Genomic DNA, 14083 nt, shown 5'->3' with positions numbered 1-14083 from the left:
AACACCCCACGCCAGCTCTTCGCGACAAGGAGTTGCTCGTGGTCCCCCACCCCTCACCCCTCTCGGTTCGCCTCTGCCCACCGGAGGCAGCCGATCCTTTTCTCCTGGCACGAGCAACCCTCGACACCTCTCAGGCATCCACCAACCACTTGCTCCACGACGGCGACAACGCTCTGCAGCGCCTGCTGCAAGCCGAGTACGGCCACGATCCGGATGATCCCGTGAGCACCGCCCCGGCACCGCTGAGCTCCGAGGACCTCGCAACGGCTGCACTACGGCGCGCCCGTCGGAGTGGGACCGTCCTGCCCCTTGCGGCCCTCCTGGCCCATGGCCGCACCGGCCCTCATGCCACCATCGCGGCAACCGAGATGTGGCCCGAGACCGCCCGGTGGCACGGGGCGGCACACGCTGAGAGCAGCCTCCGCTCGGCGCTGTGCCACACCACCTCTCCGAAGGACGCCACGTTTCTGGTCGACCTGGCGATCGCGGCGGACTTGCGTCCGCTCACCACGGACGCCACCGTGCAGCTCCTGGAGACGGCCGACCGGGGCCTGCGCCACGCGCTCTGGCGCTACCTGCACCAGACCACCGGTCCTGACACTCCGCTGCCCGCACTCGCCACCGCATCCGACCCCTACGAGCAGCTCCTGCTGCAGCCTCCTCGCCTCTCCCTGCCACGCCGTCCCGAGGCTTCGGGACTATGCGTCGTCCAGAGCATGTTGCTCGGAGGCATCGACACCCCCGGCGAAGGTGCCAGCGGCGGCCTCTCGGTCCTCTTGGGCGGCTTGGGAGATCAGCTCGCCCAAAGCCCGGACATCGGCTGTATCGTCACTCTGGTCGCCGCCGGACACCGGGACTTCGTCCACGACCCTCGACTGTCCTACGAGCACAGCGCCGGGCACTACATCGTGCGTGTGCCCGTGGATGCGCCCACAGTCCCCGCGCAAGGTGACATGCACCGTCACCATGCCGCGCTGACGTGGTGGGTTGTTCGCCTGCTGCGACAACTCCCCCGTGTGGACGTCTTTCACCTGCGCTATGCCGACGATGGCAGCCTGGCATTGGCGGACGCCGCTGAGCGGCTCGGCAGCGACATGGTGTTCACCGTGACCCCGGATCCACACCGGCATCTCAGTCGTCGCCACGCCGAGACGCGCGTCAGCGATCCCCGGCGCATGGCGGAGCTCCGCTTCGACCTGCACAAGGTCTTCGCCGCGGATCGCCTGGTGGCCCGGGCCACACGCGTCGTATCGATTCCCGGCCGCAGCGGCAGCCAAGAACTCATGCGCTACTTCCCGCAGATCGCTGACGCCAACGCCGGTGCCGGACCCACCGCAGCTCCCGAAGGCATCACCCCCTTCGCGGCCTCGTCGCACCGCGAGGTGAACGGAGCATCGCCGCTGCGCACGCTGTATGCCGACAGCCGACGCGGCGATGCCCTGGGACCGGAGGACCAACGCCTACCCGTGTGGCTGTGCGTGGGCCGCCTGCATCCGATGAAGCAGCAGGACCACCTCGTCCGCGCCTGGCTCGCTACGGAAATGTGGCGCGTCTCCACTCTGGTTCTCATCGGCGGATCGCGCACCGGGGCCACCGAGGTGGAGAAGGAAATGAGGAGCAAGATCGACCGCTTGCTCGAAGGGAACCTGACTGCCCGTCGACGGCTGGCCCTTCTGCCGGCCCGAGACAATCGATGGATCAGAAGCCTGGAGCGCACACTTGCCGATCCTGCTCGCAACGTTCCGTCCTGGTACGTGTGCCCGAGCGCCAAGGAAGAGTTCGGCATCGCCGTACTGGAGGCAATGGAAGCGGGACTGCCGGTAGCGGGCCCGCACAGCGGCGGAGTACCGCACTACCTGCAGGACGGTGTCAACGGCATTCTCTGGGACACGAACCGCCCAGCGGGCCTTGAACACGGCATGCGGCGTCTCGCCCGTCTGCCGAAGGGGAAGCGTCTCGGCCTGGCAAAAGCGGGTCAGGAGACGGTGCGGCAGCACTTCTCGGTCGAGCGTATGGCCCGCGTCCTTGCAGCCGAGTACCGCTCAGCCCGAAAGGCTCGGCCCGGACAGGACCCTGCCTGAGTATGTCGTCACGAACATGTCCTGACGAACCGCGGGAGAACGTGTGCGGAAGTGCTGCGCGGTCTAAGCGGGACGGTCGGCAGACTCGATGCATCCGATTGTCCGTTTAGTCGCGAATCAGATGTTGTAAGTGCACACGATTCGGTGTCCCGTCCGCGAGCAACCGAACGGGCTCATACTGCATCTCCCTGGAGGAACTGTGATCGTCAAGAAGCTGCACGATGCCGGTCTCAAGAGCGAGCACGCCTACCTGGCCGCGGTCGGCTCCATCGGGCTGTCCCTGGCCTCATGGCTCACCTCCAGCAGGAACGAGAGCCTGGAGCGCGCCGACCGCTGGGGAATCTTCGTCGGCGAGTGGGCTCCCACGTTCTTCGCCCTGGGCCTGGCCCTGGCCAATTTCGAAGAGCCGGAGTGACATCGCCGGCTCTGACAGCGTGTGGCCCGGTGTTCCGTGTCACCGAACATCGACCGAGTGCCATCGCCCGCCGAAACCGCACCGCCCCGGGGTCCTTCACGAGAGCAGACCGAAGGCCAACCATGCGCCGAGCGCGAGAAGAAGGACCCCGGGGATCAGACGTAGGACCACCTTGCGGATCACTGCGCCTGGCTGGACCTCGTGGACGGCCCGGTGCGGTCGGCGCGGGTCGTAGGTGACACGTATGGTGCGTCGGCCGGCGCGTACGCCAGACCCGCCGTCGTAGTGGTGCGGAACGCCGTCGGCGTCGTTGAAGTAGTACATGGGAACCCGGCGACCGATGTCCTCAGCCTCGACAGTGACGCCGTGCCGGGCGAGGTCGCGTCGGCGGAACACTTCATCCGCGGCCATGACGCAGAGGATCAGGCCGATGAAGAGGGGAATCACACCGGCTACCGGGCCGAGGACCCGCCAGCCATGAGTGACGCCGACCCAGACCATGTAGCCGGTGTAGGCGAGGGCGCCGAGCGTGAAGGCCGTTGGGTGGTGGCCCATGTACCCCTTCGGGTCGTCGAGCCGGGTGATCGTGGCACTGCCGGCCGAGTCCCGCTGCTCGGGCAGCACGCTCCTGAGGGTGGCGGAGAACTTCGCCATCGCGGCCGAGTCGACGCAGTCGATGTGGTGGATCTCCCCGTCGGTGAACACGATCTCGAGGGAGCGGGGCTCGGGGACGCGGACCTCTGCGACGGCCGCGAGGGGTACGACGATTCGTCTCTCCGAGACGCGTGACACGACGAGTGCGCTGGCGCCGAGCGTGAGGGAGACCCGACGATCGTAGAACGTATGCATGGAACCCATGCGGTCGATCATGACAGCGGCTGAGCCCTTGCCGACTGCATTCTTCGGAGTCGCGCTTTGCGTGGGGATGACCGGTCAGGACGGACGCCTGGTGCCGGCCGCCGTCTGCGCACACGCGTGCGGCGTGGAAGGAACAGTGAGGGCCGTCCTCGACGCCGCGGGCCCATACGTGTTCGTCGCCAGCGACTCCTGTGGGCACATAGCTAGAGTTGGTTGGCCGTGCGGTCGGCGCCTCGGCCTCGCGTCGCCGGGCTGCGGTGCACTTCTCGCCCTCGCGAACAGCGGTGCGTGCCTGCTTCGCGGCGGTCGACTGCTTCATCGGCATGACGCACTCCATGGCAAGGTGAATCAGGGCTTCGAAGCGGTGCGGGTGGGTTTCGTAGTCGCGTGCGAGGCGGCGGTGGAGCATCAGCCAGCCGTAGGTCCGCTCGACGGTCCAGCGTTTCGGGATCGGCGTGAACCCCTTCGTCCCGGGCTTGCGTTGGACGATTTCGAGGTCGATGCCAAGGGTGGCGGCGTGGTCGATGAAGTGCTTGCGGTAGCCGCCGTCGACCCAGACCTTGCGCAGGCCGGGGTGGTCGGCGGCGGCTGGCGCCAGCAAGGTGCGGCCGGCGGTCGAGTCCTGCACGCTCGCCGCGGTGACCAGGACCGCCGGCAGCAGGCCGAGATCGGTGATGATGTTGCGCTTGCGGCCCGCGATCTTCTTGCCCGCGTCGATGCCCTGGCTCCGGGCGGGGACACTGGTAGAGGTCTTGACGCTCTGGGCGCCGATCACGCAGGCCGAGGGGTGACGGCGCTTGCCCTCCTGGGCTCGTACCAACTCCCGCAATAGCCCGTTGAGCTGGGCGAAGATGCCGTCGGTCTGCCATTTGGCGAAGTAACCGTAGACCGACTGCGAAGGCGGGAAGTCGTGCGGGAGATAGGCCCACTGGCAGCCGGTGCGGTCCACGTACAGGATCGCGTTCATGATCTCGCGCAGGTCGTGCCGGGGCGGACGCCCGAAGTCCACGGCGCGGCCGCGGCGCTCGAAGCGCCAGGCGGCCGGCACCGGCGCACCGCTGACCCACTGCTCTTTGGCAAAGGTCCCGCGCCCAGCAGACCGGCGTCAGGCTGTGCGCACCGCCATCAGCAGTCCGCTTGCCCAGGCCAGGCGGACGCATCGGAAGTCCTCGCATTCATCCAGCTCGGCCAGAAGGCGTTTGACCGAGGCTTCGTGGCCCTCCGGCCAGCCGGGCTGGGGGAACAGGTCGTCGATCAGGTAGGTCCCGCCGGGAGCCACGAGGTCCAAGGCCCGGTCGAGGTGGGTGAACTTGCCCGGCCAGGTGTCCGCGAAGACGAGGTCGAAGGGGGCACCGTCGAACTCCTCCAGCCACGCGCCGCCGTCCCCGGACACGAAAGCCACCCGCGGGTCGGCGCCCAGCTCTTCCTGGGCGATGGCCTGGACAGCGGGGTCGAGTTCGACGGTGGTCAGGCGGGAGGCGGGGTCCATCCCGCTGAGGAGCCAGGCGGTGCCCTCCCCGGCTCCGGTGCCGAGTTCGAGGATCCGCCCCGCGGGCCGGGCGGCAGCGAGTGCTGCCAGGAGGCTTCCTGTGCGGTCCTCACTGGACATGATGAAACCCGCGTCGCGCGCCCTGGAACGCAACGCAGGCAGGGCAGTCGGGAGGCGTCTCGGCGTGTCGTCCATCCGCAGATGATGCGAGGACCGTGTCCTGGCGGGCAAGGTCATTTCTCATCGCCGTCTCGCCAACTCCAGGCCACGGGCGGCGCATGACTACGGAAGTGTCCTGTCTCGGTGAACTGCGGGCACGACGAACCTGTGAACTGCAGTGCCCACACTTCCGGGAGGCGCCGGGCGGCAGCATTGTCCCGGTGGGCAAATCGCCGTGCACAGCTCGGGCCGGGATCTCAGAGAGCTGGCGGGGACGACCTGTTTCGACTCCGCTTGACGGCCGCGGCCGCCTGACCGCCAGCACCCGCTCGGGGCGGGATCCCCCGCTCAGAGCACGGCCGAGTTCCCTCCCCGTCCCGGTCGCGGTGGAGGGAGGTGTGCATGTATGTGGCTTTGTCAGCAGCGATGCTTCCGCTGATCACGAGGCGCGCCGACAGCGCCGGTCCATGGAAGGCAAGCAGGGCAAGAAGTCATCTCATGGAGCAGGGATGAGGTGTCGCTCACGCTTGGCGCACCGGGTGATCGTGCAGGTCAGCCCGGCAGGCGAGGTGGACGGGGTGAGGACGTGACTGACCGAGGTGGCCTCTCTGGCCTGGTTGGCTTGTTGCCGCCGCCCGCCGGAGCGGGGGTGACGGTCGACTGGGAGGCTGTACAGAGGGCCTGGGAGCTGGTGTTCGCTTCAGACTTCGAGGGGTTCGTTGCCCGGTACGGTGAGGGCCTGTCGGATCTGGATCTCAGCGCGATTGTTTCTTCGACTGTGACCGCTGAGACCTGGGACGAGCCGCGTGTCGGGGGTACGGGGTTCATCACGGCGGACACGCGAGCTACCTGGATGGATACCGAACCCACCGGAATCGATGCAGCAGCCGAGGATCTGGTGACCTGGGGAGCAAGTAGCAGTGCCGATTCGTACTGCTGGCTCACCCACGGCGCCCCCGGGGACTGGCCGGTGGCGCTCTTCAGTCACGGCGTCGACACCTGGACACGTTTGGACTGCAGCATGACGGAGTTCCTGCACCGGGTGCTCAGTGCCGACAGCCGGGTCGAGGTTATGAAGGATTCGGCACTGTGGGATGCGGGCTTGCACCGGCTCTGAACTCGATGGTCACGTGGTGCGGAAGCTTCACCCCCACGGGACACAGAGCCGCGCCAGCCGTTGCCCGCCATGCACCGACCGCAATGCTGAGCATCTGGAGTCGGCCATCCAGGCCACGTACTTCAGTGAGCGCATTCGAGTACGCCGACACTCCCTGTCAGAGGCAGACCTACCGCAAAAAGAATGCCAAGCCGGCAGGCCCCGCCCGCACAGCCGAGTACGAGCGCCTCCTCGCTCTGTGGTCGGAGGCGACGCCAGATGAGTTCGAGCGCGCGGCACCGCCCTGGCCATGGTCTTCAAAGCTCGTTGAGTCCGCTCAACAGCGGTGGCGGACCGTGAACGCGACCCACCTCGTCACCTTCGTCCGTGCCGGACCCCGCTTCGAACGAGGACCACTGGCCAAGTCCCCCGGCACTGTCGCGGCATAGGGTCTGGTGCATCATGAGCGACCACCACACCTACGGCACCAGTACCCACACCGCCGACGAGCTCGCCCGGCTCGTCGGCGACCGCCTCAGGCTGGTCTTCACCGAGCGGGACAGCTACTACCGGGGCATCTACCACCTCGTCGGCAGCCCCAACAGGCGGATCGAGATCCAGACCAACCTCATCCCTGGCGACGAGGGCGAAGACGACCTCTATGCTCCAGAACATCCGTCGGCCCAGGTGCTGTTGCTCACCACCACCCCGATCCCAGACCCCGCCCTGCGTGCCTGCCTGGACTCTCTCGAAGGCCTTATCCACCTGCACCACGAGACAGTGTGAACAACCACTGATCCACAGCTTTTGACAATTGCTCCGGCCTGCTTCCCGACCCGCCCTGCGAACGCGGACCTACCAGGTGACCATGGAGATGCCTTCAGCGCTTCCGTTGGCACCGTGAGCTCTTGAGCCGGCAGTGCGGGGAGCTGGCGGACGCGTCGGATCAGACGTTTTCCCGTGCTTCTGCCGTGCACGGTGATACGCGACCAGTGCCCTGCCTGCGTGGAGAGGCGTCTGCGGACACTATTGGGGAATGGTGACCAGGGTGCGGCCGTGTCCACTGCCGGTGTCGACGTGGTCATGGGCCTTGGCGATGTCGTCCAGTGGGTAGCGGTGGCCGACGTGGACGGTGAGGGCGCCGACGGCGGCTGCGGAGGTGAGGTCGCGGGCGGCCTGGCGCTTGGCCGCGGCGGGGAAGTCGTCGCTGCCGAGCAGCCGTAGGGTGACGTTGTTGAACAGCAGGGGCCAGAAGGGGATTTCGGTGCGGTCCGCGCGGGTGGCGTAGGCGGCGATGACGGCCTCGTTGGCGGCGACGGCGTTGTCGAGGTCGGCGTTGTCGGACAGTGCGACCTCGATGATCCGGTCGACGCCCCGCGGCGCATACGCGCGGATGGCTGCGGCGGGGTCGTCGGTGTCCAGGGCGACGGCGTGGGAGACGACGGCCGGGTCGACGCGGTCGAGGTCCGCGGTTCGGCGGACGGTGGCGATCACGGTGGCTCCGGCCCAGTGGGCGAGCTGGGCGGCCAGCGAGCCGACACCGCCGAGAACCCCATGGACCAGGACGAGTTGGCCGTCGACCGGTCCGTCGGCGAAGACGGTGCGGTGCGCGGTGATGCCGGGGGTGCCGAGGCTCGCGCCCATCTCGTCACTGAGGTGGCCGGGCAGCGCTACGGCCTGGTGATCCGGTACGACGGTGAACTGAGCTGCGCTGCCGAAGGGACGGTAGGATTGGGCACCGTGCACCCAGACCCGTTGTCCGACGCGGCGGGCGTCCACGCCGGCGCCTACGGCGTCGATCACCCCGGCGCCGTCACTGTGCGGGATCACTCGCGGGAAAGGCATCGATGAGCCGAGCCAGCCGCGCCGCTTCTTGGTGTCGCCGGGGTTGACGCCCGAGACGGTGACCCGGACACGGACCTCGCCCGGGCCAGGGGCGGGGTCGGGGAGGTCGCCGATGTGCAGGACATCGGCGGCGGGGCCTTGGTCGTCGTACCAGGAAGCAAGCATGGGGGTACCTCCGTGGGGGGGGCAGCTCGTGGGAGCAGCGGGCGGATCACTGTCGCGGCCCGTGGTCTCGAAGGCGGGCGGAATCTCGCCGAGGGTCTCGCGCAGCCAGGTCCGTTCGGCGCGGCTGGTGGCGCGGGCGGTGATCAGCATGCCGCGCCGGTAGGGGTCGGTGACTTCCTCGGCGCGCAGAGGCTGGTCGTTGTCGTAGAAGAAGCTCGCCGGTTCTTCCAGGAACGTCAGCCGTCTGCGCAGCACTGCGTGTTGTTCGGCCACGTCGGGCAGGTGAGAGAGGAAGGCCAGGACGACGTAGAACCGGGTGAAGTCGGTGATCTTATGGTCGGCGGGCTTGCGCAGGCGCTGAAGCATGTCGGCCTGTCCGGTCACGGTCAGGCTGAGCATGTAGCGGGCCGCCCCGCCGGCCGGGTCGGCGTGCCGCTCGATCAAGCCCGCCTTGGTCTGGCGATTGATCGCTGGATACAGGGTCCCGTCGCTGACCGGCCGTGTATAACCGGTCAGCTGTGAGAACCGGCGGCGCAGCTCGTGTCCGGGCAAGGAGGCCTCGGCCAGGAAGCCGAGTATCGCGAGTTCCAGCATGAGTCCCTCCTCACACGACCGCAGCGAATCGATGTGAACAACGAATCGATGTAAACATCGATTCGATGTTGCGGTCGCAGGCGTCCACACCGTCTTTGGAGAGGCACAGCAGGATGTCGCCACAGTCCAGCGGGTCAGTGGCGCGCCGCTTCGTCGAGTTCCTCAATACCGGCAACGAGGTGCTAGCCCGCGAGGTCATTTCTCCGGACTCGGTGTTCCACGCATCCAGTCACCCGGAACCCTTGCGGGGACCGAGGGGTAGGTGGAAGACCTAGGAACGATGCGCAGCGGCTTGAGCAGGACATGCACAGCCGTCTGTCATCAATCCCAGTCGCCGGTACTGCTTTGCTGGTTTCAAGAGCGGCGCGGCGCTTTCGTCGAGATGCGGTCGGCCTACTTGCCCACGAGGCCCAGGTGCATCTCGTTGTAGCGGTCGCCGTGCACGCCGATGCGGGCCGCGGTGGCGTCGAGGTCGGCGATGTCATCGGCGGACAGGGCGACCTGCGTGGCGCCGGCGTTCTCATCCAGGCGCTCGACCCTGCGGGTTCCGGGGATCGGGGCGATCCAGGTCTGCTGGGCGAGCAGCCACGCCAGGGCGACCTGGCCCGGGGTGGCGCCATGGGTGTGGGCGAGCGTTGCGACGTGGTCGACGAGGGCCTGGTTGGCCGCGAGGTTGTCCTCGTCGAACCGGGGGATGGTGGTACGGATGTCGTCCTTGGCGAACGCGGTCGTGGTGTCGACGGTGCCGGTGAGGAAGCCCTTGCCGAGCGGGCTGAACGGAACGAATCCGATGCCGAGTTCGGCGAGCGTGGGCAGCACCTCGGGCTCGGGGTCGCGGGTCCACAGGGAGTACTCGCTTTGCACGGCGCTGACGGGGTGCACGGCGTGCGCCCGTCGGATGGTCCGCGCGCCCGCTTCGGACAGGCCGAAGTGCCGTACCTTTCCTGCCTGTACGAGCTCCGCGACGGCGCCCGCGACCTCCTCGATCGGGATGTCCGGGTCGACTCGGTGCTGGTAGAAGAGGTCGATCGTGTCCGTACGCAGACGGCGCAGCGAGGCGTCCGCGACCCGCTTGATGTGCTCGGGGCGGCTGTCGAGGCCGGCCGAAACGCCGTCCTCGATGCGCCAGCCGAACTTGGTCGCGATGACGACCTGGTCTCGTACCGGCGCCAGTGCCTCGCCCACCAGTTCCTCGTTGGCGTAGGGGCCGTAGACCTCGGCCGTGTCGAAGAACGTAACGCCCCGGTCCACGGCCGCACGGAGCACGCCGATCCTGTCGTCGCGGTCGCCGGGGTTGGGACCGTAGCTCTGGGACATGCCCATGCAACCCAGTCCGATCGCCGAGACCTGAAGGCCCTGGCCGAGGGTTCGCGTGTGCATCGTGGAGGCTCCTTGTACGAGGCGGGCTGTGGAAGGTTCAGGTCGGACGGTGTTCAGCGGCTCGCGCGTACTCGGCGGATGTGGACCGGTCCGCAGCGAACCCAGCAGCGGGCACCGGGAGTTCAGTCTCGCCCCCCCCCTGCGCGCTGTGCGGGGAGGCGCGTCCCCGACCAAGGCGGCTCCAGCCGCCATTCTCCAGGTCAAGAGGGGCCTCCCGCATCCCACCACGACGGAGGACACCCGCGCGAGGAATCGATGAGGGGAAACCTCACTCCTCGCGCTCAACACGACCGTCGCTATTCGAATGGCGACGGCCGGCGTCCCCCGCACCGCCGAAACGAAACCGAGCCGGCAGCAATGCACGCGCCCCCGACGCCACTCCCTGCACCAGCAAGTGACACCACCACAAAGCGAGTTACTCAACCTCCACCACTTCGGGGTTGAAAGTCCGGTTCTCACCCAGACCCCGACACCGCGACCGCGACCGCGACCGCGACCGCACAGAATTCGGCGGGCGGCTCGGAGGAAGCGCAGCGGCCCAGAGGACGGTGTCCCCTTGCGGGAGATGGCCGAGGACTTCCTCGCGGGCACGGAACTTCCCGTTATGGCCGCCCAGTTCGGGATCTGGCCCGTCCTGCTGGAAACACGCCTGACGGCCGCAGGGTTCTGGCCGGTGGGCGACCTCGCCCGCCGGTACTGGTGCCACGATCCCGTACGACAGATCGCCGCCGCACACGCGAGGACCGCGGAGCAGGTCTATCGACTCCTGGACCGCCACGGCGTGGCGCGCGACGCGACCGCCGACGACGCGAACCGCCCCTCCCCAGCGCGGAACTCGCCCGCCAACATCTCGCCGTTGAGTCGCTCGCGGCCGCGTACGGGGTCTCCCCCGACACCCTCCGCCGCCGCGCACGACCCAGGCTCCCCCTCGTCAGAGATCACGAGGGGACGGCACCCGTACCCGGCAGCCACCCCTCAGAGCGGCTGTCCGGACCGGCGCTCAGGATCAGCCCGCAAGGACCTTGGCGTACAGGTGCCGCGTGCCCCCGTTCTCGTCGCCCTCGTGTTGACGGCCGACCATGACCTCTCCCGGCATCGCCAGGAAGTTGCTCACGCTTTCAGGCTGCCACTCGGTCCGGCGCCCCGGCGAAGCCAGTTGCACGGGGCGCCCCGACACGGTCATGGTGGCGGTCGCGTACCTCGTGGGCCCCTGCTCGTCTTCCTCGTGGCTACGACCGACCAAGACCTCGCCGGCCCCCGCGGTGAAGACCGAGTCCGACTCCATCTGGGGAGCACTCCACTTGGGCGCACTGACCTGGACCCGCGTCCCGCCGATGAAGACGGAGCCGCAGCGGTAGATGGTCCATCCGTTCTCGTCCCCCACATGGGCCCGGTCGAGCAGGACCTCATTCGACGGGCAGACCACAGGGTGACCCGACGACTCGACCACCACATAAGCGTTCGACGACCTTACGACTTCGATCTGCGCGGCCCTCGGGCCCGCACTCGCCGCCGTCGCCGACACCGGCGGCAGCGCGAGAAGCACCGCCGCCACCGCCGTGAGACCCGCTGCCGCAGAAGACGCTCGCATGTATCCGACCTTTCGCTTGACTACGGAAAGTGGCGTCAATGTAACCGAAAGTATCCGTCGTCTCGTGCTGCTGCCCCCCTCCCACCACCGCGTTGCACGGGGGCCAGGGCGGATCCGCGGCTCGCTCACAACTCAGTCCACCAGCACGTTCGGTGGCCTGAGACAGCAGCGACATCTGATCGATGCGGTCGTGGGGGCCTCCAGTGCCGACGAGAGCCAGTGGCTGGAGGAGAAGTCGCAACTCGATGTGCAGGTGGTCGACGAGGGCCCGCTCATCGCCGGTGCCGTGGTACTCGGGCACGACTCACCGCTCGCAGGAACGCTCTGCTGGATCAAACATGACAAGAGTGCGTGCTCGGCATCCGCACACGGAACCTGCGCAGGCACGCGTCGACGCCCCTGCTCCATGCGCCATGTTCCTGGTATGCGGCCAGCGCGAATTACGACCAATGGCGAATGGAACCTGCGCCTGGGTCTGGGCAGAGTGGCCCGCAACACCTCAAGGCGGAAACGATGCGCAACCGAGGCCGCGGAGGGTCTCCCTGACGCCGGGTGGGTGAAACGGCCCGTCTCCCAACAGGGACCTCACATGCTGACGACCAGACGCGCCCGCGCGGTGCTGACACACATGACGATGGCTGTGGTCTCAGCTCTCGTCCTGCAGGTTCCCCTGTCGCTGGCGGAGCAAGCACGCGCGGTGGCCGACCCGGCACCGGCGGCGGACACCTGCAGCCCCGGTGCGGACTGCGTTGAGCTGGGTAAGCCTTCGGGGCACGTGCTCACGACGATCAACACCGGCGGCCTACGGTGCACCATCACCTGGACCGTCGACTGGGGCGACGGCACCGCACCCACCCAAGTCACCCTGCTGCCGGGCTCGCAACAGCTGATTTCGCACACCTATCTGGCGGTAGGCACCTACACGGAGACCGACACCCCGAGCATCGACCCATCCTCGGACCCCGACTGCTCCAGCATCCCCGGCGGCTGGTTCGAGCAGCGCACCCACCAGGTGGTCAACGGCCTGACGGCCAGGATCGCCCCGGTCCCCCCGGTACTACGCGCAGGGCACGCATTCCTCGACGCGTCAGGCTCCGCCGGGCCCAGGCAGATCGACACCTACACGTGGAACTTCGCACCGGAGGGAGACTGCCCCGGCAACCTCAGCCTGACGAACTCGTCGGTGACCTCCTCCAGCCCGACGCTGGACATCGTGGCGCTGTGCGACCTCTCCGTACGGCTGACGGTCAGCGATGTCCGAGGGCGCACCGCGCAGCAGACCGCTCACGTGTCCGTTGATCCGCGGACGGCCGGCCAGTGGAAGCCAACCACCGTCGACCTGGTTCCCGAGGGTTCCTCAGCCGATCCGCGCACGCCCAGGGAGGACTTCGCCTTGCCCCGGGGTGGGTTCAGGTTCGCGCTCAGCGCGTCGCGCTGCCGGCGCGACACCCGGCCCCCACTCCTGTGCCCGCCCACCGACGGGCTCGGCACCCTGGAGGGCAAGGCGTTCAACCTGGCAGACGTGAACGACCCCAACGGCCCCTTCCACGGCTTCTGGTTCGTGGTCCATAACAAGGTCACCGTGAAGATGACGGGTCTGTTCAACCCGAACCTGTTCAAGTCCTCCGCGACCAAGCATCCGGACCCGGACCATCGCGGAAAAAAGATCAACTGGTTCACACTCAACCAGCGGCGCGGAAAGCCCGTCAGCGCGCTGACTCAAGCAGTACGGGCGCACGAAGGCTGGGGGAAGAACGGGTCCGCCGCTCGCCCCAACAACAGTGGCCATGCGGGTGCGGAAGCCTGCTATCTACGCAAGGACAGGACTCGTCACAACCCGGCTGTGGTCCTCGAAAGGGGCTTCGACCAGCAGAAGGCCGACCTCGTCTCCCATGCGAACGACAGCCTGCGCCGGATCAGCGGTGAGCTCCACAAGGCGGCGGCCGATCCACTACCGGTCATCTGGAAGGGAACCATGCTGTTCTGGAGCAGCACGAAGCACCGCTGGCAGCCCGCCGAGCACACGGTCGGACTTGCACACCGCGCACCAAGCTGCTGACCCCCTTGAACCCGATGGCGCCGCAGGTCCCGGTATGGCGTAGCTGCTGATGTGCTTGTTGATCTTGTCTGTGGCCTGCCGTTGTTCAGTCGTACGGACATTGGGGACCGCCGCCGCCCTCGGCGACAGCGGCTCCAGGGTCGAACGACGCTGATCTGCGCACGAGGAGAGGCCGCGGGGCCGCCTCCCGGCGTGGGCGGGCACCTTGAGTGCGCAGCCTTGTAGCGGCCGCGGCCTCGGTAGGGGGTGCGGTGGGAGGTTTCAGGAGGCGCGCAGCACGGCCGGCTCGTATGGGGGCGGCGGCTTCCGAGTGGCGCCGCTGCGGGCAGAGACGACGTTCTCGTTGATCTG

General features: G+C 67.9%; 10 protein-coding genes and 3 pseudogenes. 6 read left to right on the top strand and 7 right to left on the bottom strand.

The annotated features are described in order from the left end of the window. Positions 1-38: 38 nt before the first annotated feature. Together V2W30_RS39295 and V2W30_RS39290 are read left to right on the top strand one after the other, a co-directional pair. Positions 39-2081, top strand: coding sequence for a glycosyltransferase family 4 protein (locus V2W30_RS39295; protein ID WP_338703391.1), 2043 nt, complete (start codon positions 39-41; stop codon positions 2079-2081). A 199-nt stretch (positions 2082-2280) separates the two neighbouring features. After that, a complete protein-coding gene (locus V2W30_RS39290; RefSeq protein ID WP_338703390.1) occupies positions 2281-2496 on the top strand; it encodes a hypothetical protein in 216 nt (71 codons plus the stop codon). A 96-nt stretch (positions 2497-2592) separates the two neighbouring features. Here the strand turns inward: V2W30_RS39290 and V2W30_RS39285 are convergent, their stop codons facing one another. The 3 genes and pseudogenes from V2W30_RS39285 to V2W30_RS39275 all read right to left on the bottom strand — a co-directional run bounded on the left by V2W30_RS39285 (position 2593) and on the right by V2W30_RS39275 (position 5038). Further along, positions 2593-3354 (bottom strand): hypothetical protein, encoded by a 762-nt coding sequence (locus tag V2W30_RS39285; RefSeq protein WP_338703966.1) that lies wholly within the window; start codon positions 3352-3354, stop codon positions 2593-2595. 322 nt (positions 3355-3676) lie between these two features. After that, positions 3677-4423 (bottom strand): annotated as a pseudogene (locus tag V2W30_RS39280) (IS5 family transposase); the annotation flags it as partial. A 36-nt stretch (positions 4424-4459) separates the two neighbouring features. After that, positions 4460-5038 (bottom strand): O-methyltransferase, encoded by a 579-nt coding sequence (locus tag V2W30_RS39275; protein WP_338703388.1) that lies wholly within the window; start codon positions 5036-5038, stop codon positions 4460-4462. A gap of 613 nt (positions 5039-5651) precedes the next feature. On the opposite strand from V2W30_RS39275, the gene V2W30_RS39270 reads away from it, so the two are divergent. The 3 genes and pseudogenes from V2W30_RS39270 to V2W30_RS39265 all read left to right on the top strand — a co-directional run bounded on the left by V2W30_RS39270 (position 5652) and on the right by V2W30_RS39265 (position 6884). Continuing rightward, positions 5652-6119, top strand: a complete 468-nt coding sequence (locus tag V2W30_RS39270) for a hypothetical protein (RefSeq protein ID WP_338703387.1) — start codon at positions 5652-5654, stop codon at positions 6117-6119. Positions 6120-6399: 280 nt separating this feature from the next. Next, positions 6400-6547, top strand: a pseudogene (locus V2W30_RS41780) (IS256 family transposase); the annotation flags it as partial. Between the two features lie 13 nt (positions 6548-6560). Beyond that, positions 6561-6884, top strand: coding sequence for a hypothetical protein (locus tag V2W30_RS39265; protein WP_338703385.1), 324 nt, complete (start codon positions 6561-6563; stop codon positions 6882-6884). A 240-nt stretch (positions 6885-7124) separates the two neighbouring features. Here the strand turns inward: V2W30_RS39265 and V2W30_RS39260 are convergent, their stop codons facing one another. From V2W30_RS39260 to V2W30_RS39245, 4 genes and pseudogenes are all read right to left on the bottom strand, one after another. Further along, a complete protein-coding gene (locus tag V2W30_RS39260) occupies positions 7125-8108 on the bottom strand; it encodes an NADPH:quinone reductase (RefSeq protein ID WP_338703935.1) in 984 nt (327 codons plus the stop codon). Between the two features lie 423 nt (positions 8109-8531). Continuing rightward, positions 8532-8702 (bottom strand): annotated as a pseudogene (locus V2W30_RS39255) (PadR family transcriptional regulator); the annotation flags it as partial. A 393-nt stretch (positions 8703-9095) separates the two neighbouring features. Further along, positions 9096-10082 (bottom strand): aldo/keto reductase, encoded by a 987-nt coding sequence (locus V2W30_RS39250; protein WP_338703384.1) that lies wholly within the window; start codon positions 10080-10082, stop codon positions 9096-9098. A 1006-nt stretch (positions 10083-11088) separates the two neighbouring features. Then, positions 11089-11673, bottom strand: a complete 585-nt coding sequence (locus tag V2W30_RS39245; RefSeq protein ID WP_338703383.1) for a hypothetical protein — start codon at positions 11671-11673, stop codon at positions 11089-11091. 589 nt (positions 11674-12262) lie between these two features. Here V2W30_RS39245 and V2W30_RS39240 point away from each other — a divergent pair. After that, positions 12263-13732, top strand: coding sequence for a hypothetical protein (locus V2W30_RS39240; RefSeq protein ID WP_338703382.1), 1470 nt, complete (start codon positions 12263-12265; stop codon positions 13730-13732). Positions 13733-14083 lie beyond the last annotated feature (351 nt).

It is taken from the genome of Streptomyces sp. Q6 (genome assembly GCF_036967205.1).
GTDB classification, from domain to species: domain Bacteria; phylum Actinomycetota; class Actinomycetes; order Streptomycetales; family Streptomycetaceae; genus Streptomyces; species Streptomyces citrinus.
This window is presented reverse-complemented; position numbering and strand designations above follow the sequence as displayed.